The following is a 21,701-nucleotide window of genomic DNA, read 5'->3' as shown; positions in this document are numbered from 1 at the left end:
TCAGGCGGCGGAACGCACCGAGCCGACCCGCAGGGCCGCGGTCAGCGCGTCGATGACGCGATCCTGGTCGGCGTCGCTGAGTTCCGGATAGAGCGGCAGCGACAGCTGCTGGGAGTAGAACGACTCAGCCACCGGGCAGGACCCGCGTCGGTAGCCCAGGTCGGCGAAGGCCGGGTGCCAGTGCACCGGGATGTAGTTGACCTGAACGCCGATGCCGGCGGCCCGCATGCGGTCGTACACCTCGCGGCGACGCCCGTCGAGCACCCGGATCGGGTAGAGGTGCCACACCGGGTCGGCCCACGACCTGCGGGTCGGCAGCAGCACACCGTCCAGGTCGGCCAGTGCCTCGTTGTAGCGGGCGACCAGGGCGCGGCGGCGGGCCATGAACTCGCCGAGCCGGCGCAGTTGGCTGCGGCCCAGGGCGCAGAGCACGTCCGGTAGCCGGTAGTTCAGCCCGAACGCGTGCACCTCCTGGTGCCAGCCGCCCTCGTCCGGGAAGCGCAGCTCGTCGCGGTCGCGGACCACACCGACGCTGCGGAACCGGCGCGCCCGCTCCAGGACCTGCGGATCCAGTGCGGCGACGGCGCCGCCCTCGGCGGTGGTCAGGTTCTTCGTGGGAAAGAACGAGAACGTGGTCAGATCGGCGAGCGAGCCTACCGGCCGGCCGTGGTACGTCCCGCCGATCGAGTGCGCCGCGTCGGCGAGGAGCAGCGCGTCGCTGCCCGCCATCGACGTGCGCAGCGCGTCGTAGTCGGCCGGGTGGCCGGCGTAGTCGACCGCGGCGACGACCTTCGTGCGCGAGGTGACCGCGGCGGCGGCCGCCGCCGGGTCGAGGCAGAACGTCTCGTCCTCGACGTCGGCGAACACGATCTTCGCACCGAGGGCGACCGCGCTGCTGGCGGTCGCCACGAACGTCATCGGCGGCACCACCACCTCGTCGCCGGGGCCCACCCCGGCCGCCGCGTACGCCACGTGCAGGGCCGCGGTGCCGTTGGAGACGGCGGTGACGCCGACCCCGCCGGTCCACCGGGCGAGGTCGGCTTCGAACGCGTCGACCTGCGGACCGGTGGTGAGCCAGTCGCCACGCAGCACGTCGGCGACGGCCGCGATGTCGTCCTCGGTGATTGACTGCCGGCCGTACGGGAGCATCCCTGTCATGCGGTGATGCCGAGCATGTCGCGCAGTTGTTCGACGGTGAGCCACTCGTCGTTGGTGTCCGACTGGTAGGCGAAGCCGTCCGGCACCGGTTCGCAGTCGACCGGCGGCTGGTAACCCCAGGTGGCGATGGTCGGCTGGACGATGAACCGGCCGTCGGCGCGCAGCGTCCGCCGACTGTCGTCGGGCGCGATCATCTCCTCGTGCAGCTTCTCGCCCGGCCGGATCCCGATCTCGTGGGTGGTGGCGTCCGGGGCCACGGCCTCGACCAGGTCGAGGATGCGCATGCTCGGGATACGTGGCACGAACAGCTCGCCACCCTGCATCTGGTCGAACGAGTCCATGACGAACTGAACGGCCTGGTCGAGCGTGATCCAGAAGCGGGTCATCCGCTTGTCGGTGATCGGCAGGCTCTTGCCCTCGGCGGCCAGCCGGCGGAACAGCGGGACGACCGAGCCGCGGCTGCCCACCACGTTGCCGTAGCGCACCACCGCGAACCGGGTGGGGTGCTGGGCGGCGTAGTGGTTCGCCGAGACGAACAGCTTGTCGCCGACCAGCTTCGTCGCGCCGTACAGGTTGATCGGGCTGGACGCCTTGTCGGTGGAGAGCGCGATGACCTTCTTGACGCCGGCCTCGATCGCCGCGTCGACGACGTGCTGGGAGCCGGTGATGTTGGTGGCGATGTACTCGGAGGGGTTGTACTCCGCGGTGTCCACCTGCTTGAGCGCGGCGGCGTGCACCACGTGGTCCACGCCGTGCATGGCCCGGGTGAGGCGGTGCCGGTCCCGGATGTCGCCGATGAACCAGCGCAGCCGCGGGTCGTCACCGAGCTGCTGACGCAGCTCGTACTGCTTGAGCTCGTCGCGGGAGAACACCACCACGCGGGCGGGGTCGGCCTCGGTGAGGATGTGCCGGAGGAAGGTCCTGCCGAAGGAACCCGTTCCCCCGGTGATCAGAATGGACGATCCATTCAACTCACTCAATTTGGTGCTCCCGTGATCGTGGATGAACGGGCGGCCCTCGGCCGGCCGACCGGGGTGAGACGCTAGCCATGGCGGGTTAACGCCCCGACGATCGCGGGTTAACCGCAGCCCCTGCTCCCATGAATGCCGGGCACCGCGTAGGCAAACACTTCCGGACAGCCCGTAACGGGTCTGACCAGGCCGGATCGGGCCGCTACAGTGACCGCGCGAACGACCGGCGGCCCCGCGCGCAGCCGGCTCCCGCGTTCACCCGACATCCACACCAGCTCGGTGCGAGCGGGTCACCCCGAGCGTCACCGACGCGGGCCGGCGCGCCCGTCGGGTTCGCGCGGGCCCGGTCCGGCCGGCAATTCTGGAGGCGTTGATGGCATCCGGTAGCGACGTGATCGAACGGCCGGCGGTTGCGGCTGAGACGCCGGGCTCCGCACCCGCGCGGCGGTGGTTGGTGCCGCTGCTGCTCGTCGTCGGTTGGGTGCTCAGCGTGGCCTGGCGGATGTGGCTGTCCCGGCACATCGTGCTGCCGATCGCGCACACCGACGAGGACAGCTACCTGAACACCGCCCGCGCGCTGGCCGGCGGGCCGGGCGGCTTCAGCAGCGAGAACGACCTGCTGCGCCGGGTCGGCTACCCGATGCTGATCTCGCCGGCGTTCCTCGGGGACCGGGACTTCACCGACAGCTACCGGATCGTCCAGCTGATCAACGCGATGGTGAACTCGGCCCTGCTGCCGCTGGCGTACCTGCTCGGTCGGCGCCTGCTCCGGCTACGTCGGTCGTACGCCCTGCTCGGCGCGGTCGCGGCGGCGACCCTGCCGGCCACCGCCTTCTACGCCGGCATCGCCATGATCGACACGGTGATGGCGCCGCTGGTGGTCGCCTGGCTGCTCGCCGTGCACCGCTGGATCGAGCGGCCCGGCCCGCTCGCCGCCGCCACCGTCGGCCTGCTGGTCGGCGGGTTCCACCTGCTGCACTCCCGCGGTCTGGTGATCGTGGCGGTGCACGCCGGCCTGGTCCTGCTGCTGTTCATCCGCCGCCGGATCAACCCGGTAGCGGTGCTCGCGGCGCTGTTGCCGGTGCTCGCCATGGCGCTGGTCAACGAGGCCGCCATCCGCTACCTCGGCAACAAGGTCTACCTGCTCGGCAGCACCCCCGGCGGCAGTACGGTCGACGCGGTCGCCTCCGCCCAGGGTGTGGTCCGCGTCAGCGCGGCCGTCGGCACCCAACTCTGGTACCTCGTGGTGATCACGTTCGGGATGGCGGGGATGGCCTGGGCCTCGGCCGTCCGCGAGCTGTGGCGCCCACGGCACGGCGACGCCGTCCGCTGGACGATGGGCGTGGCGCTGGTGGTCACCGTCGGCGTGGCCGGCGGTGCGTCGGTGATCCTGGCCGGCATCACCAGCAAGCCACTGGACGCGATCTACGGCCGCTACGTGCAGATGCTGGCGCCGTTCTGGCTGCTGGTCGGGCTCGGGGTGCTGTTCACCGCCGGGCGCCGGGTGGTGCTGCGGCGGGCGGCCGTCGCGGTGGCCCTGCTGGTGGGCGGCGGCGCGCTGATCGCCGTCCGACTCGCGTACGTGGAAAGCCGGGGCCACCGGCTGCGCTACGGCGGCTTCAGCGCGCCGGACCTGGTGGCGTTGACCGGCGGCTGGCGGGAGATGCGACCGGTGATCGGGTCGCTGGTCGGTATCGCCGGCTGTCTGCTGCTCGTCGCCGGCGTCCTGGTGCCCCGGCTGCGGCTGCCGATGCTCGGCGTACTCATCGTGGCCAACCTCGTCACGATGCAGGTGATCGACCAACGGCTCGTGCGGCCGACCGTCGCGAGCACCGCGCCGACGCCGTGGGTGGCCGACGTCGGCGTACGCCCCGGCGAGCGGGTGTGGGCCTCCACCGGCGTGCACTACATCATCCGGTTCAACCTCAGCCACCAGGTGACCTGGACCGACGTCCGCTGGTTCGGCGTCAAGCAGCCTCCGGCCGCCGCGCAGGTGGTGTTCGCCCGCTGGGCGCCAGGGCAGGCCGACGACTGGGACGGCACGGCCTACGGCTTCGTCCGGCTCGGCGGCAACCCGGACCAGCACTGGGCGGCCTGGCGGCGGGCCTGACCCGCTGAGCCCCGGTGGACACCGCTATTCGTGAACGGCGGATGTCCACCGGGAGCACGGCCGGTTAATGGTTTCCGTCCAACACGCAAATGCGTGCGGCAATCAGCGTTGACGCCGGTCGGCCCGGGCCAGAGAAATCGGGATGACGGTGATTTCCCGGCCGTCGGACAGCTCCTGTCGTGGGGTGCCCTCGACAAACCGGAAACGGCGGTTCATCTGTCGTACGACGGTATTGTGCCCCAGCACCTCACCGTCGAGCCGATCCAGGTGCAGCCCGTCGAAGGCGTACTCGACCGCCTCCCGCATGACCCCCAGCCAGGCGGGCAGCGTCTCGCCCCGCTCGTCCAACCCCTCAGCGTCGAGATAGAAGCCCCAAGCGCCGGTGCGCGGGCCGTCCAGCCGCAGGTCGAAGAAGGTGACCACGCCGCAGGGCAGATCGTCGCGGACGTACACCAGCACCCGCCGGGACGGGTCGTCACGGACCGCCGACCACCATCGGGCGTGCTCGTCGGCGGTGATCTCGTGGCTGGTCTTGCTGACCTGACGGTTGGTCTCCTGATTACGCCAGGACAACATCAGGTGAACGTCGTCCGCCGTCGCTTCGCGCAGCACGTGCGTCTCGCTTTCTTATCTGTTCACGTCCGGTCTCGGCACCTTACCCGGGCCCACCTGGAAATCAGATATGCATTCGCCGGGTTGTAGACTGCGGCGCATGAACGAATTGAGTCGCGCGCAGATCCGCGACCTCATGGCTCAGGTGTTGAAGAACCAGGACAAGGAGATGCCCGCGGACGACGCGGCGCAGTTGCGGGAGATCGGCTTCCGGTCGCTGGACTTCTCCGAGCTGGCCCTGCGGGTAGAGGACGAGACGGGGGAGGAGCTCAACTTCGACGCCCCCGGCCTGCGCCGCATCGCCACCGTCGGGGACGTTCTCGACTTCCTCGTCGAGCTTCAGCACCAGTGACCGTCGCGACGTCGCGCCACCCCGTCCCCGCGCACCCGGAGCCGGCTGGTGCCGACAACCGGCTCGTCGTCGGTGGCACCGCCCTGACCTGGCGGACGCTGCCGACGCCGACGTTGCCCGACCCGGCGGCGGTGCTCGCCCACTCCGCCGTGGATGCGCTCAGCGCCGCCTGGCAGCACGCCGTGCACGGCACCGAGCTGCTGCTCAGCAGCGAGAGCCGGGTCGACGCGGTGATGCGTACGGAGCTGCTGGAGGCCGGTTTCACCGTCAGCATCCTCGACGACGACGGAGTGCACCCGAGCACCCCAGCCCGGCCGCGAGCCGCCGAGCCCGGCCGGCTCTGGCTGCTGACCTCCGGCTCGACCGGGCGGCCCAAGCGGGTCGGGCACACCCTCGACACGCTGACCACCGTGCGGGCCGACCAGCCGGACCGCACCTGGCTCTGCCCGTACGCCCCCGGCACGTACGCCTGGTGGCAGGTGGTCACCCTGTCGCTGACCCAGCCCGGCCAGCACCTGGTGGTGGTCGAACCCGACGAGCTGGACGACTGGCCCACGGTCGCCGCCGCCCACGGGGTCGACGCCGCCTCCGGCACGCCGACGTTCTGGCGCCGCACCCTCTACCGCGACGCCGCCGCGCTGGCCCGGGTGCCTCTGCGCCAGATCACCCTCGGCGGCGAACCGGTGGACCAGGCGATCCTGGACCAGCTGCGGGAGATCTTCCCCACGGCCCGCATTTCCTGGATCTACGCGTCCTCCGAGGTGGGGGCGTCCGTCGTGGTGCACGACGGGCGGGCCGGGTTCCCGGTCGACTGGCTGGACCGGGAAACCCCCGGCCGGCCGACGCTCTCCGTCCACGACGACGAACTGGTGGTCACCTCCCCGTACCACGGCGCCGGGTTGGCCGGTCCGGTCCGCACCGGGGACCGGGTGCAGGTGCTCGACGACCGGGTGCTGATCACCGGCCGACTGGATACCGATGAGATCAACGTCGGTGGCAGCAAGGTTTCGGCCGGCGTGGTCCGAGGTGTGCTGGCCGGCCATCCGGCGGTGGCCTGGGCACGCGTGACCGGCCGCCGCGCCCCGGTGCTTGGCCGGATGGTGGTCGCCGAGGTGGTCCTCGCCCCCACCCGTCCGTCCGACGTGGACACCGACGAGGCCGCCCTCGTCCGCTGGTGCGCCGACCGGCTTCCCGAGTACGCGGTGCCACGCCGGATCCGCGTACTGACCGAGATCCCTGTCAAGGAGACCCTGAAGAGCGATGTCTGACCCCGCCGACACCCAGCTCGTTCCGCCCAGCTCCGTGGTCCTCGTCTCCGGCGGCTCCCGGGGGCTGGGCCTGGCCATCGTCACCGACCTGCTCGACGCGGGCGTACGGGTGGCCGCGTTCGCGCGCACCGTCACCCCGGAACTGGAGAAGCTCGCCGCCGAGCACCCCGACCGGGTGCACGTCGGCTCGGTGGACGTCACCGACCTGCGCGCCGCGCAGAGCTTCGTCCGCGAGGTGGAGCAGCGCCTCGGCCCGATCGACGGCCTCGTCAACAACGCCGCCATCGGGCAGGACTCCCTGCACGTGCACACCGCCACCGACGACATCGCCCGCATCATCGAGACCAACCTGACCGCCCCACTCCAGCTGACCCGGCTGGTGGTCCGCCGGATGCTCGGCAAGGGGCTGCGCGGGCGGATCGTCAACGTCACCTCGATCTGCGCGCAGCGCGGTTTCCCGGGCCTGGTGGCGTACTCGGCCACCAAGGGCGGCATGGACGCGGCCACGCGCTCGCTCGCCCGGGAGTTGGGCGGCCGGATGCTGGTCAACGCGGTCGCCCCCGGCTTCTTCGCCTCGGAGATGTCCGCCGTGCTCGGCCCGACCCAGCTCGACCAGATCGTGCGCCGCACGCCGACCGGTCACCTGACCGAGCCGGTGGAGGTCGTGCCGGTCGTACGGATGCTGCTGCGGGAGCACACCAACATCAACGGCCAGGTCATCGTGGTGGACGGTGCCGCCTCCATCTGACCTGCGGCCGGTTCCCGCGGAGACGGTCGTGCCGGCCCTGCCGTTGAACGCGGCCGTGCCGGCTCTGCCGTCGGAGGCGGCCGTGCCGGCCCTGCGGTCGGAGGCCCCGCCGTCGCGGGCGGGCGCTGCCGGCGAGCCGCGCCCGGTACCGGGACTGCTGGCCGCCGCCGAGCAGCACCTGCGCATCGGGAGCCCGGCCGCGCTGGCCGACGCGGTGACCCGCAGTTACCTCGACGACGGTCGCTGCGTCGGTTGGTACGGCCCGCCGGCGTCCGGCTGGCGATTGGCGATCGACGCGGAGCGGGCCGACGCCCCGGTGCCGCCCGCGCTGGCCGACCGGTTCGGCGCCACGGACTTCTGGGCCCGGTGGACCCGGGCCGAGTGCTGCTGCAAGCTGGCCGACGTGCCGGTGGTCGCCTGGTGGCGTCGTTACGGCCTGGGCACGCCGTCCGACGGAGCGGCGATCTGGCGGACGCTGCGGCTGGCCGACCTGGTGGTCACCGTCGGTTTCGCTCCGACGCACCCTCCCCGCGATCTTGCACTTACCGACTCCGAATCGCGGCTTACACGCCTTTCGCCGGGACAGTAACTGCAAGATCGCCGAAGTGGGGCAGCCCGCACTCCATGATCGACCCGACGAGGGCCGGGCTGGCCTCCGTTCAGCAGCCCGGCCCTCGCCCGACGGTCAGATCAGGTTCCAGGTCAGGGGGGTGCCTCGGGGGACGTCGGTGGCGAAGGTGCGGCCCAGCACCCGGTCGATCTCGACCGGGGCCAACCCGCCGGCTGGCCGGATCGAGCGGACGTTCTGAGCGGTCACCGGATCGCCGGCGCGGACGTCCTCGACCACGAAGAGCGAACGGCGGAACCGCAGCCCCTCCTGCTCGGCCGGGGTGGGGCCGATCGCGGTGCCGCCCAGCGCGGCGTACGCGCGGCCCGACTCGGCGACCAGAGCCGTCAGCTCCGCCGGGTTCAGTGAGAAGTCCGAGTCGACGCCACCGTCGGCCCGGTCCAGCGTGACGTGCTTCTCGATGAAACAGGCGCCGAGCGCCACCGAGGCGACCGCCACCCCGATGCCGGGCGTGTGGTCGGAGAGCCCGACCGGCACGTCGAACGCCCCGGCCAGCACCGGCAGCCGGCGCAGGTTGCTGTCGGCCGGCGGCGCCGGGTAGGAGGCGGTGCAGGCCAGCAGGACGATGCCCGCCGCGCCACCGTCACGGGCGGTTCGCACCGCGGCGTCGATCTCGGCGACCGTCGCCATGCCCGTGGAGATCACCATCGGCTTGCCGGTGCTGGCGACGAGCCGGATCAGCGGCAGGTCGACCAGCTCCGACGAAGCGATCTTGTACGCGGGCGCGTCCAACGACTCCAGCAGTTCCACGGCGGTCGCGTCGAACGGTGACGAGAAGACGGTCAGGCCACGCTCGCGGGCCCGCTCGAAGATCGGGGCGTGCCACTCGTACGGGGTGTGGGCGCGCTCGTAGAGGCGGTACAGGTTCTCCCCGCCCCACAGTTCGTGTCCGCTGGAGATCCGGAACGCCGGGGTGTCGACGTCGATGGTGATCGTGTCCGGCCGGTACGTCTGGAGCTTCAGCGCGTGCGCCCCGCTCTCGGCCACCGCGTCGACGATGGCCAGCGCCCGGTTCAGATCGCCGTTGTGGTTGCCCGACATCTCGGCGACCACGAACGGTCGTTCCCCGACACCGACCGCGTGCGGTCCGATCTTGATTGTCGCCGTCATTCCGACCTCTGCTCAGGTACGCCCGCACCGGTGTGCGGTGGTGCTGTCGTCGTCCACCCGGCGGGCGGACGACCTGGAAAACCAGGGCGCCGGGAGCCGACCCGGCTCCCGGCGTGGTGTGCGATGGGGGCGGTCACGGCAGGCGGCCACCGGCCAGCGCGTCGCGTCGCTGCGTCGTCACGGCCTGCTCGCCGTCCTGCGTCGTCACGGCGCCCGCTCCTCGGCTCGGCTCCTCGTCGCCGGGGACCGAGCCGGTGCCGGTGTCGACGCCACCCGCCGGGCCGGGCCGGCGCAGGCGACCAGCGACCCGGTGCGCCTGGCGCAGTGCCGAGTACGCCAGCCAGTCACCGCGCCCGACGAGGCGGTGCTTGAGCCCGGTCACGCCCGAGGGCAGCGGGTAGCCGCCGGCGGGCAGGTACCGACGGTAGTGCTCGGCGGCCCGGTGGAAGAAGTCCCGCCGCAGGTGTGGGTGCAGCCGGCCGTCGTTGCCCACCACCACCAGGTAGTGGCTGATCATCAGCTGGAACAGTTCGGCGTGCAACCGCTCGTCCGGGTGCTTCCGGGCCACCCAGTCCATCAGCCGCTCGTACTGGGCGAACGCGTCGAAGTGCCGGCCGCTGCGGGTGGAGGTGATCGCGCCCTGCCGGCCCTGCCGGTACAGGTAGCAGACCCGGTCCAGCACGGAGATCTTCTCCGCCCCGATCAGCAGCGGGTGGCTGAACGGGATGTCCTCGTACCAGCCCGGGAAGAAGCGCAGCTCCAGCTCGTCCATGAAGTCCCGGCGGACCACCTTGTTCCAGGCGGTGTGCTGCACCCGCAGCAACTGCGGCTGGTCGGCCAGACGGGTGACGCCGGACATTCCGCGTAGCAGATGACTGCTCGCGTCGACCTCACGCCGGCCGTCCTCGTGCACCCGCAGGTGGTCGAGCATCAGCACGTCGGGCTGGTGTTGACGTAGCCGGTCCAGCACCGCGGGGATGGTGCCCGGCGGCATCCAGTCGTCGCTGTCGAAGAACCAGACGTAGCGGCCGGTGGCCACGTCGAGACCGGCGTTGCGGGCCAAACCCAGACCCACGTTACTGCTCAGGTGTACGACGCGGACGCCGTCGCGGCCGGCAGCGTACGAGCGGAGCATGTCGCCGCAACCGTCCGGGGAGGCGTCGTCGACGGCGATCAGCTCAACCGCGTCCGACTCGCCCGCCGGTATGTCAGCCCGGATCGACTCGAGGCACTGGTAGAGGTATGCCTCGACGCCGTACACGGGCACGACGATGCTCAGCAGCGGTGCGTGCGTCGGCTCATTGACCACGCTCGCCACCTTCGACGACGCGGGTGACCGGCCCCGGAACCTGACGTGACCGCCGATGGTGGAGTCTCTGAACTCCCGACCAGCGGAAGGTTAACGACGGCTGACCGGCGGTTCTGCTCCCCGGGCGAGCGGGGCCCGCCCGTACCGGACGGGTGGGGGCGGGACGCGTCCGGTACGGGCGGAAGTGACCCGGGTAGGGTGCCCCGGGTGCGGCCTTGCCGGGCCGTCGCGGGCGTCGCCGTCGCGCCGTCCGACGCCGCGCCGAGGAGGATGCGAACGTGCTGGTGACCCTGCCGAGCTTCGGGATCCCGGCATGACGAGCACCGCCACGGCGTCGGCCGCCCGGCCCGCCCCCGCGCCCGCCCGGCTGCCCTCGCTGACCGGGCTGCGCTGGATCGCCGCGCTGCTGGTCTTCGGCTTCCACGCGGGCACCATGCGGATCATCGCCGAGCCGGACTACAAGGCGGTGGTCGACGCGCTGTTCACCCTCGGCCTGTCCGGGGTGCAGTTCTTCTTCATCCTCAGTGGTTTCGTGCTGGTCTGGTCTGCCCGCCCGGGTGACTCCCGGCGCACCTTCTGGCGGCGTCGGGTGGCCAAGATCTACCCGAACCACCTGGTGCTGTGGGGGGCGGCGCTGCTGGTCGCCTGGTGGTTCGCCGATCCGGTCCTACCGGCGGCCGCGCTGGAGAACCTGCTGCTGTTGCAGGCCTGGGATCCCCGGCCGGGCTGGTTCTACAGCATCAACACCGTGAGCTGGTCGCTCTCCTGTGAGTTCTTCTTCTACCTGTGTCTGCCGCTGGCGCTGCCGCTGCTGCGCCGGGCCCGGCCGAAGCTGCTGTGGGTGCTGATCGTCGCGCTGCCGTTGCTGATCCTCGCGCTGTGGCCGGCCCAGCAGTTGGTGCCGGAAGCGAGCCGGTGGTGGTTCACCCAGGTCTTCCCGCCCGTGCGGTCGCTGGAGTTCTGGCTGGGCGCGGTGGCGGCCGAGCTGATGCGTCGTGGCCTCTGGCGTGGCCCGGGGCTGACCGCGGCCAGTGTGATCTTCGTGGCCACCTGGGTGGCAGCCGCGCAGTGGATCCGCGCCGAGCTGTGGACCACCCTGCTCGCGGTCGCGTACCTGCTGGTGATCACGGCCGCCGCGGACGCGGACGTGCGGGGTGGGCGCTCGCCGTGGCGGTCCCGGCCGCTGGTCTGGCTCGGCGAGGTCTCGTTCGCCTTCTACCTGGTTCACGTGCTGGTGATGACGAGCGTGCTGCGCTGGAGCGGTGACTGGGGGACCGGCTTCGAGGGCTGGCGCGGCCCGGCTGTGGTGCTCGGCTTCCTGCTGGTGAACCTGGTCCTGGCCGGACTGTTGCACCGCTTCGTCGAGACCCCGATGATGCGCCGACTCGCGCCGCGCCGCCCGGCCCGACCGGCACCCGTTCCCCGGCAACGCACGGCCGGCGCCGAAGCCGCCGGCGCCGATGCCGGCACCGTCGACGACGCCGGGACGCCATCCCGGGCCAGCAGCCGATCACCGTACGCCGACTCGCGCTGACACCGTCCACCCTGGTCGGCGGGCGGCGCGGCGTGAGCCGACACGCCCGTGGTCGATGCGCCCAGGTCGGCACGACGGTAGCGTGGGGACGTGCTTCCGGTCGCGCTCACCTGTCCGCTGTGGTGGGTGGCGCGCTGGGCGACGCGGGTGCTGACCAGCCTCGCCGTCGTCGCGGCCCTGGCGCTTGGCGCGGGCCCGGCCTCGGCCGCCGCGCCATCGCTGACCGCTGGGCCGAGCGCGGTGCCGACGCCGGGCGCGGTGCCGACGCCGGGCGCGGTGCCGACGCCGGGCGCGGTGCCGACGCCGTTCGCCCCCGGGTCGCTCCCGGCCTCCTGCCGGCCCACCTCTCCGGAGCACGCCCCACAATCGGCTCAGGTGGTCCCTGAGCGGGCCGCCGAGAAGTGCTCCCCGGCGTGGTCGGTCGACTCGCTGCCGGCACTGCCCGGCGGTGCCGCCGCCATCGCCACGGCCGGCGTGCGGGCGGCCGGGTCCGACCGGCTGCCCCTCGACCACGGTCCGAGCAGCCGGTCGCCGCGGGCCCCACCCGGGCGCTGAGTCACCGGGACGAGCGTCCCGCCGCCGCGCCGTGTCGATTCACCAGTTCCGCACCCCGCCGATCCGTGGCCCACCGTGGCCGGATCACCGGTGGGGCTCCCATCGCAGTGTTCTCTCCCCGAGGTGCCGACCATGGAGACCGTCGTCTTCTACCAGTTCGTGACCGAGGTGCCACAGGCCGCCGCCATCTGGTCGGCCCTGTTCCTGCTGACACTGGGCGTACTCGCCGTGCTGGTCGCCCGCCCCGAGCGGGACCGGCCCACGGACGACCCGCTCCCGACCGCGCCCACCGCCCGTGAGTTGGCCGCGGCCGAGGCCGTCGACCTGCGCCGGTACGCCGAGGAGGTGGCCGTCGCCGCGGCCGGCGCGGCCAGGACCGCACGGCGGCGACGGGCTGCCTGGCTGGCCGCTCAGGAGCAGATGGAGCGGGCCTGGGCCGGGTACGACGAGGCGGACACCGCCGCCCGTCGCTTCGCGGGTGCCGGGGCGCTGCCGGCCCCGAAGACCCCTCGCACCCCCGCCGAGTACGCCACCCGGGAGCGTTACCTGCGCCGCGCGGCGTCGGCGGCGTACTGGCGGGGCGACCTGAGCATGGCGCAGCTCGGCGACGTGTTCGGGCACCGGCACGGCTGGGATCCTCGGCGGCACCCGGTCGAGCAGGAGGTGGTGCTCAGCCGGGTGATCCGGGACGCGAGACTGGCCGACTACCAGGCTGCCGCCACCCGGGAACGGGCCGCCTGGCGGGACGCGGAACTGGCTGCCGAGGCGGCGCGAACCCTCGCGGAGGAGGCGTACGCGGCTGCGGCCCGGCTGCGGCCGGACCTGACACCTGCCCGCCGGGTGGCGACCGGGGCGTTCCGACCCGCTCTCGCGGCACGCTGGCGCCCGGCTCGCGCGGGTTGAACCCCGATCCGTGATGTGAGCCCGGTCACGCCATCGCCGAATCGGGCGTCGGGCACGATCGGCTCAATTCTTCCCGCAATTGTGGCCGCATTCTCGGCGGCCTGTCCGGTTGTCGCCCACAGGCGTCGCCGTAACCGGTTGTCCCATCGAGTCACATCATCGGCAAAACGCGCAGAAATTGTCGTGCCGATTGAGGTTTACGCAGGTGAACCTGGCTTGGCAGGGTGCGGACAGGCCAGTAGTGTCGTCCCGTCCGGTGCGGTTACCGATCGCAGAAGGCGACGCCGCGCTGACCCGCTCAATCGTGATCAACGAACCGGGGACCCATCAGTAAGTCCGGGGTGAATCCGCGAGCCACGGCCCGCGGTAGGGCGATCTTCCCGCCCGAATCCGTCAGCTAACCCGGTAGGCGGTGTCGGAAGGAGTTCCCTCCTCGTGCAGCACCTTTCCACCCCTCGGTTGTTCCCTCGCCTCCACGGCGCAGCGGTGTCCCCGCTCACCCGTCCAGTGACGGTGAGCTGACCCCCCGGGTCATCGCCTTTCCCGCCCGGCCGCGCCGGGCGTTCCCCTGAGCGGTTCACCATCCGCGGACCACGGTCCGCGCGCTGGCGCCTGCCCGGATACCGGTCCGGCCCCGGTGTGCCGCTCTCCCCCCGACCCGTGGAGGACCCCGTGAAGCACACCCTGCAGCGTCAGCTCCGTCGCCTCGCCACCGAGCGCCCGTACCAGATCGTCGCCGCCTCCGCCGCGGCCCTCGCCATCGCCACCACCACCGGCGCCCTGCTCACCGGTGCCGACGACGCACCGGCCAGCCAGCGCGCCGCGACCACGGTCGCCCAGATGCGCAGCGACACCATCGCTTCCCGCGGCGAGGCGCGCGACGCGTCCCCCTCGGCCAGCGCCGCGGCGACCACCGCCGCCCCGGCGACCAGCGCCGCGTCGCCCGCCGCCAAGGCCAGCACCAACCCGGACCTGACCCGGAAGCCGACGCCGCCGAAGCCACCCGCGACGAAGGTGCTCGACTACGACTACGAGGCGCAGAACACGTACTACAACTGCGGCCCGGCGGCCACCCGTAACGCGCTCAGCGCCACCGGCATCGACCGCACCCAGAACGAACTCGCCGTCGAGCTGGGCACCACCGAGATGGGCACCAACTCCGCCGAGGACACCACCCGGGTGCTCAACGCCGAGGTGAAGGGCTCCCCGTACCAGACCCGGATGTTCGCCGGCGCGCCCAGCCCGGCCCAGATGGACCGGCTCCAGGCCGACGTGGTCAAGGCCATCACCGACGGTCGTGGCGTGGTGGCCAACGTTGTCGGCGACGCCACCGACACCGATGGCGGCTGGCACTCCTACGGCGGCGGGCACTACATCGCCGTGGTGGGTTACAAGGACAACGGCCGTACCGTGCGGATCGCCGACTCGGCGAACCCGGCCGACGCGTCGTACTGGATCACCACGATCGACCTCGCGAACTGGATCGCCACTCGGGGCTACTCCGCCTGACCCGGGCGTAGCCGTCGCAGGCGCCGTCCCCCACGAGGGGCCGGCGCCTGCGGCGTTTGCACCCTCCGTCCCGGCGCGGGACTCCACAGTGGATCTTGCGCAGTCGGCGTCCCCGCGAGTGGCGCCGACGACGGCTCTCGTACCGGGTCGTGAACCATGGGAGACTGCGCCGGTGGTGGATGAATCGGGTGGTCAATCCGGTCGTGGGCCGGTCCTGCTGCTGCTGCACGGAATGGGGGCGACCGGGGACGTCTGGCTGCCGTGGGCGCCGTTGCTGGAGCAGCACTGGCCCGGGCGGTGGCTGGCACCGGACCTCGCCGGTCACGGCTGGGCGGCACCGCTGCCGTCGTACTCCTTCGACGGGCTCGCCGGCCGGATCGCCCATGGCCTGTCCGGCGACGACCGGCTCGTCGTGCTCGGGCACTCGCTGGGCGGGGTCGTCGGCCTGGCGCTGGCCGCCCGCGCCGCCGGGATGCCGGTGGACGCGGTGGTCGGGCTGGGCATCAAGGCGGTCTGGTCACCCGTGGAGCTGACCCGCGCCGCCGAGCTGGCCGCGCGCCCGGTGAGCTGGTTCGCCAGCCGCACCGAGGCGGCTCGCCGCTACCTGCGGGTCTCCGGGCTGGCCGGTCTGGTGCCGCCAGACCACCCGGTGGTGGACGCCGGGTTGCGTCAGGTCGACGGCCGTTGGCGCCTCGCCATGGACCCGACCGCGTTCGCCGTCGGTGAGCCCGACCTGGCCGCGCTGCTGGCGGCGACCGACGTGCCGGTGGTGCTGGCGCGCGGGGAGCACGATCCGATGGTCACCGACGAGCAACTCAAGGAGTACGGCGTACCGGTCACCACCCTGCCCGGCCTCGGGCACAACGCCCACGTGGAGGACCCGGCAGCCGTGTTGGCGCTGCTGGACCCGTACCGCTGATCGGCTACACCGGTGCGGGCGCGGCCGGTTCCTGCACCGGCGCCAGCTCCCGGCGGGCGGCGGTCAGGAACGCCTCGGCGTACGACTCGGCCGGGAAGTCACCCAGGTAGCGGCGGCGGGTGGCCCAGCGGGCCTCGGCCAACGGGTCGGTGTCCAGCAGTGCGGTCAGCACCGCATCCACATTGGACATGTCCCGGCGCAGCACGTAGCCCGACCCGGCCAACGGGAAGCGCTGTACGAACCGGTCGCCCTCGTCGCCCATGTCGGTGAGCGCGTACGGCTTGCCGGAGTAGAGGTAGTCCGAGATGACCCCGGACACGTCGGAGACCAGCGCGTCCGACCGGTTGACGCATTCGGTCAGGCTCAGTTCCCGGGCGGCGGCGCCGACCACGTGCTGGCGCCCGGTGCGGGCCCGATCGGCGGCGAGCAGCTCGGTCAGGCGGCCCAACTGGCGTGCCGACGCCGGGTTCTGCGCGGTGTAGGGATGGGCTCGAAGGATCACGGTCGCGCCACGCTCCAGCAGCCGACGCAGCAGCCCCTCGGCCACCGGCAGCGAGCAGTAGTCGGCGTCGGCGTGGTGCCCGGTCCAGGTCGGGGTGTAGAGCACCGTCGGGTGCGCCAACCCCCGCGCCGGCTCCGGGCGTACCTCGATCGACTCGACCTGCGGGCGGCCCACCACCACGAACTTGTCCGCCGGGATCTGCACCCCGGCGCGGGCGTACCGGTCGATCGCCGCCGGCCCGGCCACGAAGATCCGGTCGAAGATCCCCGACACCGGGTTGGCGCTCGGCGCCTTGTCGCTGTCGCCGTGGTGCAGCTGAATGTGGGTGAGCTGGGTGAAGCGGACGCAGTGGCTGTTCTTCGCCCCGTGGTTGACGTAGAACGCCGCCCGCAGGCTCGGTACCAGCGCCTCGTCCATGGCCCGCAGGGTGGGGCAGTAGACCACCGGTGCGTCGGTGGCTGCGGCGATCGTGGCCAGGAACTCCGGCTCGCGCAGCACGACCATGAACGGCCGGTCGATCCGCCGCAGGTACGGCAGCCACATGGTGACCTGGTATTCCGACCCGGGCGGCGCGGAGAAGTAGAGCAGGAACTCCGGCTGGTGCCGGCGCAGCGCGCGGGCCACCGGCCCGCCACCGGTCGTCGGCCGGAACCGCCGCCGGGCCAGGTCCAGCGCGACCACACCGGCGCCCGCGCCGACCAGCAGGCTGGCGGTCAGCGCCACGGCGGCCGGCAGGACCAGCGCGGCGGCGAGCGCCACCACGGCGAGCAGCCCGAGCAGGGCGGTGCCGAGCCGGTCGGCGATCAGTGGCGTCCAGGCGCGGACCGGCAGGTTGGCGGCCCGAATCTCCAGGTTGCCGGCGGTGCGCAGCGGCCCCACCAGCAGCACCAGCCCCAGTAGGACCAGGGCGGTGACGACCAGCGCGGGGTCGAGCCCGTCGTCCAGCCGGCGGGCGTGACCGACCAGGACGGCGGCGGCGATCAGCGTCGTCTCCGCGACGAGGTCAGCGCCGGGCCGGATCCGCTGCTCGGTGGCCGCCGCGACCAGCGCGGCGACGGCCAGCGCCAGCCCCCAGCCGGTGGCGCCGGTGAGTGCCAGCACGACAAAGGCCAGCACGGCCAACCCGGTGCTCAGGCACCGGGCAGCCAGCTTTCGGACCAGGTCGCCGCGCATGTCGCTCCGTTCGTGGTTCCGCAGGCGTCGGTGTCAGTTCGCCGACGCCGCGCCGGCCGGCGACTCGACCCGACCCGGCCCGGACTGGGCCGGCACGGTCGGCGCGGGCCCGTCGCCGGGCGCCCGGCGTACGTCGATCACCTGGCCGGTCAAATCGGAGATCAGCACGTCCAGCGACGACTGGGCGACGGCCTCCGCGGCGAGCAGGGTGTGCTCCGGCTCCTCGCCGAAGGCCCGCGTCCGCATCGGGGTGGCGGTCCGCTCCGGGTTGATGCAGTTGACGCGTACGCCGACGTCGGCCCACTCGTCGGCGAGCGCCTGGGTCAGGTTGACCAGGGCGGCCTTGGTGGCCGAGTAGAGCGCGTAGCGGGCCCGCCCCCGGGTGTAGGAGCTGGAGGTGTAGAGCAGCAGCTGGCCCTTGGTCTGCTGGAGGTACGGAAGGGCCTGCCGGGCGATGGTCACCGGGCCGACGAAGTTGACCTGCAGCAGCCGGTCCATCGTCTCCTCGTCCATCTCGGCGAGGGCGCCCTTCTCCAGGATCCCGGCGGTGACCACCACGTGGTCGATCCGGCCGGTGGCCTCGAAGGCGGTCTTCAGCGCGGCCTCGACGTCCCCGGCGCGCTCCACGTGGGTGCCGGTGCTGGAACGGCTGAACGGGAAGACCTGGGCGCCGTAGCGCCGGGCCAGCTCGGTCAGCTCGTGGCCGATGCCGTAGCTGCCGCCGAACACCACGATGGTACGGCCGGTCAGCTCCTCGCTGTAGCTGCGGTGGTCGGTCAGCCGGGGCGCCTGCGCCGCGGCGAGCTGGAAGAGCTTGTCCGCCAGGTGCACGTCGACCGGGTGGGTGACCTTGATGTTCTCGTCCGAACCGTCGATCACCTTGATCGGGGTGCCGGGCAGGTAGCGCAGCACCACGCCGCAGTCGTCGGTGGCGGCGAAGTCGGGGTCGTTCTCGGCGATCCGGTACGCCTCGCGGATGGTGGGGGAGCGGAACGCCTGCGGGGTCTGCCCGCGGCGCAGCCGGGAGCGCACCGGGATGTCGGTGATGCAGTCGTTGTCGTCCACCTGGATGATCGTGTCCGCGGACGGGATGGCCACGTCCACGGCGTCGTAGGTCCAGAGCGCGTTCACGCACTCACGCACGATCCGGCCGCTGAGCAGCGGGCGCACCGCGTCGTGGAAGAGGATGTTGCAGTCCGCCGGGCCGACCGCGTCCAGCGCGATCCGGGTGGTGGCGTTGCGGGTGTCGCCGCCCTCGATCACCTTGGTGACCTTGCGCAGGCCGGCCTTCTCGACGATCTGTCGGGCGTCGTCGACGTGGCCGGTCGCCATCAGCACGATGATCTCGTCGATCTCCGGCGCCGCCTCGAAGACCGCCAGGGTGTGCTCGATGATCGGCTTGCCGGCGATCTTCAGCAGTTGCTTCGGGATGCCGAGGCCCAGCCGGGTCCCGGTGCCTCCGGCCAGAACCACCGCCACCGTCCGCGAGGGCCGCCACGGCTCCGGGGTCTCCGTTGCGGCGTCCGGGCCAGTGGTCTGGTCCTGCGTCATTGCCGGATCCTCACTCTCAGGGATGCGTTAACGGAAGGTTCCGCCCGAGCGGCGACGGAATGAACCTTAACGCGCGGACCGCGCCGCCCCAACGCGGGCGGCGCGGTCCGTGGCGCCGTGTCGATACCGGATGTTCGCCGGCACTCTACTTGCTGTTGGCGTACGCCTCGTATGCCCGGATGACCTCGTCGGTGGGCCCGTCCATCCGCAGGACGCCCGATTCCAGCCAGATCGTCCGTTCGCAGGTGTCCCGTACGGAGGAGAGCTGGTGGCTGACCAGGAACACCGTGCCCGCGCCCTCCCGCAGCTCCCGTACCCGCTGCTCGCTGCGCTTGCGGAAGCCCTTGTCGCCGGTGGCGAGCGCCTCGTCGATGAGCAGCACGTCGTGCTTCTTGGCCGCGGCGATGGAGAACCGCAGCCGGGCCGCCATGCCGGACGAGTACGTCCGCATCGGCAGGCTGGCGAAGTCGCCCCGCTCGTTGATCCCGGAGAAGTCGATGATCCCTGCGGCCTGCTTGGCGACGTCGTCGGGGTGCATGCCCATGGCCAGGCACCCGAGGGTCACGTTGCGCTCCCCGGAGAGGTCGTTGAGCAGGGCGGCGTTCACGCCCAGCAGCGACGGCTGCCCCTGGGTGTGGATCGCGCCCCGGTTGACCGGCAGCAGGCCGGCGATGGCCCGCAGCAGGGTGGACTTGCCGGAGCCGTTGGTGCCGATCAGCCCGATCGCCTCGCCCCGGTACGCGGTGAAGGAGACCCCCTTGACCGCGTGCACCTCCCGGATGTTCGGCGCGGAGGTGCGCTTGACCAGCCGGCGCAGCGCGGCCACCGGCGTGGTGCCACCGCCGGCGCCCTGGTGCACCCGGTAGATGATGTGCGCGTCGTCCACGACCACCGTCGGGATGCGCTCCTGCGTCCGGGTCATCGTCGCGGTCGCCTCGGTGGGGGCGTCGAATTGTTCAACCACGGCCGTACTCCTGTTCGCCGCGCCAGAAGTAGATGAAACCGCCGATACCGGCGACCAGTGCCCACCCGGCGCCGACCAGCCAGAGCTGGGTCAGCGACTCGTTGAGCAGCGGCGCCTCCTCGAGCAGCGTGTAACGGGCCAGCTCGATGTAGACCAGCAGCGGGTTGAACTGGACCAGCGTCGTCGCCCAGCCGGGCAGCCGCTCGAAGAGGCTGACGCTGTAGAGGACGCCGGAGCCGTACATCCAGGTGCGGAGGATGAACGGCATGACCTGCTTCAGGTCGCTCGACTTGGCGCCCAGCCGGGCCACCAGCAGCACCACGCCGGCGTTGAACACCGCCTGCAGGAACAGGGCCGGCACCAGCAGCAACCACTCCGGCGTGATCGGCTCGCCGGTGACCAGCACGATGCCGATCAGCACCACCATCGAGGCCAGCAGCTGCTGGAACTGGGTCAGCGTCGTGGACAGCGGCAGGCTGGCCCGGGGGAAGTGCAGCGCCCGGATCAGCCCCAGGTTGCTGCTGATCGACTGGGTGCCGGCCAGGACCGCGCTCTGGGTGAAGTTGAAGATGAACAGCCCGGTGGTCAGGTAGGCGATGTAGTTCGGGATCTCGTTCTGTGCCAGCACCACCCCGAAGATCAGGTAGTAGACCGCCGCGTTGGTCAGCGGGGTGAGCACCTGCCAGAGCTGACCCAACTTGGCATTGCTGTACGAGGCGACCAGCTTGGCGTTGGCGTACGCGGCGATGAAGTGCCGGTAGGCCCATAGTCGGCGGCTGTACTCGGCGAGGGTGGGTCGCTCACCGGCGACCCGTAGCCCGTGCCGAGCGGCCAGCTGCGCCTGGGTCAGGCCCGTTTCGGGGTCGACCAGCGCGGTGGTGGCCATGGAAATGGCACTCCGATCTTTCGTGCAGACGGGGTTGCTCGCGACGATGGAATCCTAGTGGGAGATGTGCGCGGGGCGCCGCCCTCGTCGCTGCGAGGACAGTAGTCCGAAACACGTCGGGACGCAACCGTACCGTCGTTGCGCTAGGCTGGTCGGCGTGACCTGCGATAAGAGCCCTCGGTGACCACCGAGAAGAGGCGAGTCCCGGCCGGGGCGGCGGTGCTCCGCGACGAGATCACCACGGCGATCCGGCGCGCGCTGATGCAGGAGCTCGCCGCGGTCGGCTACGGCCGTCTCTCCATCGAGGCGGTGGCCCGCCGGGCCGGCGTCAGCAAGACGGCGATCTACCGGCGGTGGAGCTCGAAACTCGACCTGGTGGTGGAGATCGTGGCCGCGGCGGCGCGCGGCAAGCTGCCTGTGCTGGACACCGGCACCCTGCGCGGCGACCTCGCGCTGCTGTTCCAGGCGGTGGCGCACGCGCTGCGTCACCCGCTGGCCTCACAGATCATCCCGGACCTGCTGGCCGAGGCCGCCCGCAATCCGGCCATCGACCAGACCCTGCGTCAGGTGCTGCACGCCCGGCAGCAGGAGATCGGTGCCCGCCTGGTCATCCGCGCCGTGCAGCGCGGCGAACTGCCCGCCGACACCGACCCGGACGCCGCGGTCGACCTCATCGTCGGCCCGCTCTACTGGCGGCTCGCCATCGCCCGCCTCCCACTCACCGACGGCTACCTCGACACCCTGGTCGAATCCGTGGCCGCCGGCCTCGGCGCCGACAGTGCCCTGCTCCGTCCCCGGGCGGCCCCGATCTCGGGTTGACCAGCCACCCGACACCCGGTCGCCCGCAGGAACTGTTCGCGTGCCCGATTCCGCTAGGCTGCCCCCTTGACACCCGGCCGTCACCGCGCCGAAACCCCTCATCCGCCTGACGAGTAAGGA

The 21,701-nt window shown here is 72.0% G+C and carries 20 protein-coding genes and 1 riboswitch; of the genes, 11 read left to right on the top strand and 9 right to left on the bottom strand.

The window, feature by feature from the left end; all coding sequences use genetic code 11:
* Together ACQEUX_RS15090 and pseB are read right to left on the bottom strand one after the other, a co-directional pair.
* Entirely contained in the window at positions 1-1,158 is a 1,158-nt protein-coding gene (locus ACQEUX_RS15090) for a DegT/DnrJ/EryC1/StrS family aminotransferase (protein ID WP_433047301.1), read from the bottom strand.
* Positions 1,155-2,138 (bottom strand): UDP-N-acetylglucosamine 4,6-dehydratase (inverting), encoded by a 984-nt coding sequence (gene pseB, locus ACQEUX_RS15085; RefSeq protein WP_433047298.1) that lies wholly within the window; start codon positions 2,136-2,138, stop codon positions 1,155-1,157. Before pseB ends, ACQEUX_RS15090 begins: the two co-directional genes overlap by 4 nt.
* A 364-nt stretch (positions 2,139-2,502) precedes the next feature.
* Between pseB and ACQEUX_RS15080 the strand changes: the two genes are divergently transcribed.
* Complete coding sequence (locus ACQEUX_RS15080) at positions 2,503-4,239, top strand: hypothetical protein (RefSeq protein WP_433047295.1); 1,737 nt, start codon at positions 2,503-2,505, stop codon at positions 4,237-4,239.
* A 102-nt stretch (positions 4,240-4,341) separates the two neighbouring features.
* Here ACQEUX_RS15080 and ACQEUX_RS15075 read toward each other — a convergent pair whose 3' ends face one another.
* Entirely contained in the window at positions 4,342-4,851 is a 510-nt protein-coding gene (locus ACQEUX_RS15075) for a GNAT family N-acetyltransferase (RefSeq protein WP_433047292.1), read from the bottom strand.
* Positions 4,852-4,951: 100 nt separating this feature from the next.
* Here ACQEUX_RS15075 and ACQEUX_RS15070 point away from each other — a divergent pair, with 100 nt between their 5' ends.
* Genes ACQEUX_RS15070 through ACQEUX_RS15055 form a run of 4 tightly spaced genes read left to right on the top strand, consistent with a single transcriptional unit; the run spans position 4,952 to position 7,808 of the window.
* Positions 4,952-5,203 carry a phosphopantetheine-binding protein gene (locus ACQEUX_RS15070; RefSeq protein ID WP_433047289.1) on the top strand — a complete coding sequence of 84 codons (252 nt, stop codon included), beginning with the start codon at positions 4,952-4,954 and terminating at the stop codon, positions 5,201-5,203.
* Complete coding sequence (locus tag ACQEUX_RS15065) at positions 5,200-6,471, top strand: AMP-binding protein (RefSeq protein WP_433047286.1); 1,272 nt, start codon at positions 5,200-5,202, stop codon at positions 6,469-6,471. Before ACQEUX_RS15070 ends, ACQEUX_RS15065 begins: the two co-directional genes overlap by 4 nt.
* Positions 6,464-7,219 (top strand): SDR family NAD(P)-dependent oxidoreductase, encoded by a 756-nt coding sequence (locus ACQEUX_RS15060; RefSeq protein WP_433047283.1) that lies wholly within the window; start codon positions 6,464-6,466, stop codon positions 7,217-7,219. The genes ACQEUX_RS15065 and ACQEUX_RS15060 overlap by 8 nt, the downstream gene beginning before the upstream one ends.
* Complete coding sequence (locus ACQEUX_RS15055; RefSeq protein ID WP_433047280.1) at positions 7,203-7,808, top strand: hypothetical protein; 606 nt, start codon at positions 7,203-7,205, stop codon at positions 7,806-7,808. Before ACQEUX_RS15060 ends, ACQEUX_RS15055 begins: the two co-directional genes overlap by 17 nt.
* 96 nt (positions 7,809-7,904) lie before the next feature.
* Here ACQEUX_RS15055 and pseI read toward each other — a convergent pair whose 3' ends face one another.
* Positions 7,905-8,957 carry a pseudaminic acid synthase gene (pseI, locus tag ACQEUX_RS15050; protein WP_433047277.1) on the bottom strand — a complete coding sequence of 351 codons (1,053 nt, stop codon included), beginning with the start codon at positions 8,955-8,957 and terminating at the stop codon, positions 7,905-7,907.
* 133 nt (positions 8,958-9,090) lie between these two features.
* Positions 9,091-10,266 carry a glycosyltransferase family 2 protein gene (locus tag ACQEUX_RS15045; RefSeq protein WP_433047270.1) on the bottom strand — a complete coding sequence of 392 codons (1,176 nt, stop codon included), beginning with the start codon at positions 10,264-10,266 and terminating at the stop codon, positions 9,091-9,093.
* A 313-nt stretch (positions 10,267-10,579) separates the two neighbouring features.
* Here ACQEUX_RS15045 and ACQEUX_RS15040 point away from each other — a divergent pair, with 313 nt between their 5' ends.
* The 5 genes from ACQEUX_RS15040 to ACQEUX_RS15020 all read left to right on the top strand — a co-directional run bounded on the left by ACQEUX_RS15040 (position 10,580) and on the right by ACQEUX_RS15020 (position 15,686).
* Complete coding sequence (locus ACQEUX_RS15040) at positions 10,580-11,800, top strand: acyltransferase family protein (RefSeq protein ID WP_433047267.1); 1,221 nt, start codon at positions 10,580-10,582, stop codon at positions 11,798-11,800.
* 90 nt (positions 11,801-11,890) lie between these two features.
* A complete protein-coding gene (locus ACQEUX_RS15035) occupies positions 11,891-12,355 on the top strand; it encodes a hypothetical protein (RefSeq protein WP_433047264.1) in 465 nt (154 codons plus the stop codon).
* Between the two features lie 132 nt (positions 12,356-12,487).
* On the top strand, positions 12,488-13,258 hold the full coding sequence (locus ACQEUX_RS15030) for a hypothetical protein (protein WP_433047261.1): 771 nt from the start codon (positions 12,488-12,490) through the stop codon (positions 13,256-13,258).
* Between the two features lie 285 nt (positions 13,259-13,543).
* A riboswitch (cyclic di-AMP (ydaO/yuaA leader) is annotated at positions 13,544-13,685 on the top strand.
* Between the two features lie 233 nt (positions 13,686-13,918).
* Positions 13,919-14,767 (top strand): C39 family peptidase, encoded by an 849-nt coding sequence (locus ACQEUX_RS15025; RefSeq protein ID WP_433047259.1) that lies wholly within the window; start codon positions 13,919-13,921, stop codon positions 14,765-14,767.
* 172 nt (positions 14,768-14,939) lie between these two features.
* Complete coding sequence (locus tag ACQEUX_RS15020; protein WP_433047256.1) at positions 14,940-15,686, top strand: alpha/beta fold hydrolase; 747 nt, start codon at positions 14,940-14,942, stop codon at positions 15,684-15,686.
* A 4-nt stretch (positions 15,687-15,690) separates the two neighbouring features.
* Here ACQEUX_RS15020 and ACQEUX_RS15015 read toward each other — a convergent pair whose 3' ends face one another.
* The 4 genes from ACQEUX_RS15015 to ACQEUX_RS15000 all read right to left on the bottom strand — a co-directional run bounded on the left by ACQEUX_RS15015 (position 15,691) and on the right by ACQEUX_RS15000 (position 20,762).
* The gene (locus ACQEUX_RS15015; protein ID WP_433047253.1) at positions 15,691-17,361 is read right to left on the bottom strand and encodes a CDP-glycerol glycerophosphotransferase family protein; all 1,671 of its coding nucleotides are present in this window, start codon (positions 17,359-17,361) and stop codon (positions 15,691-15,693) included.
* Between the two features lie 33 nt (positions 17,362-17,394).
* Entirely contained in the window at positions 17,395-18,912 is a 1,518-nt protein-coding gene (locus ACQEUX_RS15010; protein ID WP_433047250.1) for a D-ribitol-5-phosphate cytidylyltransferase, read from the bottom strand.
* Positions 18,913-19,057: 145 nt separating this feature from the next.
* Complete coding sequence (locus tag ACQEUX_RS15005; protein ID WP_433049857.1) at positions 19,058-19,834, bottom strand: ABC transporter ATP-binding protein; 777 nt, start codon at positions 19,832-19,834, stop codon at positions 19,058-19,060.
* Positions 19,835-19,868: 34 nt separating this feature from the next.
* On the bottom strand, positions 19,869-20,762 hold the full coding sequence (locus tag ACQEUX_RS15000) for an ABC transporter permease (RefSeq protein WP_433047247.1): 894 nt from the start codon (positions 20,760-20,762) through the stop codon (positions 19,869-19,871).
* A 219-nt stretch (positions 20,763-20,981) separates the two neighbouring features.
* On the opposite strand from ACQEUX_RS15000, the gene ACQEUX_RS14995 reads away from it, so the two are divergent.
* Positions 20,982-21,581: a TetR/AcrR family transcriptional regulator gene (locus tag ACQEUX_RS14995; protein ID WP_433049855.1), complete on the top strand. Its 600-nt coding sequence runs from the start codon at positions 20,982-20,984 to the stop codon at positions 21,579-21,581.
* The last annotated feature ends 120 nt before the right edge of the window (positions 21,582-21,701 follow it).

Origin of the sequence: Micromonospora sp. CA-259024 (genome assembly GCF_050936255.1) — a bacterium.
Classification (GTDB): domain Bacteria; phylum Actinomycetota; class Actinomycetes; order Mycobacteriales; family Micromonosporaceae; genus Micromonospora.
This window is presented reverse-complemented; position numbering and strand designations above follow the sequence as displayed.

Coding starts and splice junctions, on each gene's coding strand:
- ACQEUX_RS15070 (WP_433047289.1), top strand. CDS start 4,952: ATGAACGAATTGAGTCGCGCGCAGATCCGCGACCTCATGGCTCAGGTG.
- pseI (WP_433047277.1), bottom strand. CDS start 8,957: ATGACGGCGACAATCAAGATCGGACCGCACGCGGTCGGTGTCGGGGAA.
- ACQEUX_RS15010 (WP_433047250.1), bottom strand. CDS start 18,912: ATGACGCAGGACCAGACCACTGGCCCGGACGCCGCAACGGAGACCCCG.
- ACQEUX_RS15080 (WP_433047295.1), top strand. CDS start 2,503: ATGGCATCCGGTAGCGACGTGATCGAACGGCCGGCGGTTGCGGCTGAG.
- ACQEUX_RS15015 (WP_433047253.1), bottom strand. CDS start 17,361: ATGCGCGGCGACCTGGTCCGAAAGCTGGCTGCCCGGTGCCTGAGCACC.
- ACQEUX_RS15090 (WP_433047301.1), bottom strand. CDS start 1,158: ATGACAGGGATGCTCCCGTACGGCCGGCAGTCAATCACCGAGGACGAC.
- ACQEUX_RS15060 (WP_433047283.1), top strand. CDS start 6,464: ATGTCTGACCCCGCCGACACCCAGCTCGTTCCGCCCAGCTCCGTGGTC.
- ACQEUX_RS15040 (WP_433047267.1), top strand. CDS start 10,580: ATGACGAGCACCGCCACGGCGTCGGCCGCCCGGCCCGCCCCCGCGCCC.
- ACQEUX_RS15000 (WP_433047247.1), bottom strand. CDS start 20,762: ATGGCCACCACCGCGCTGGTCGACCCCGAAACGGGCCTGACCCAGGCG.
- ACQEUX_RS15005 (WP_433049857.1), bottom strand. CDS start 19,834: ATGACCCGGACGCAGGAGCGCATCCCGACGGTGGTCGTGGACGACGCG.
- ACQEUX_RS15030 (WP_433047261.1), top strand. CDS start 12,488: ATGGAGACCGTCGTCTTCTACCAGTTCGTGACCGAGGTGCCACAGGCC.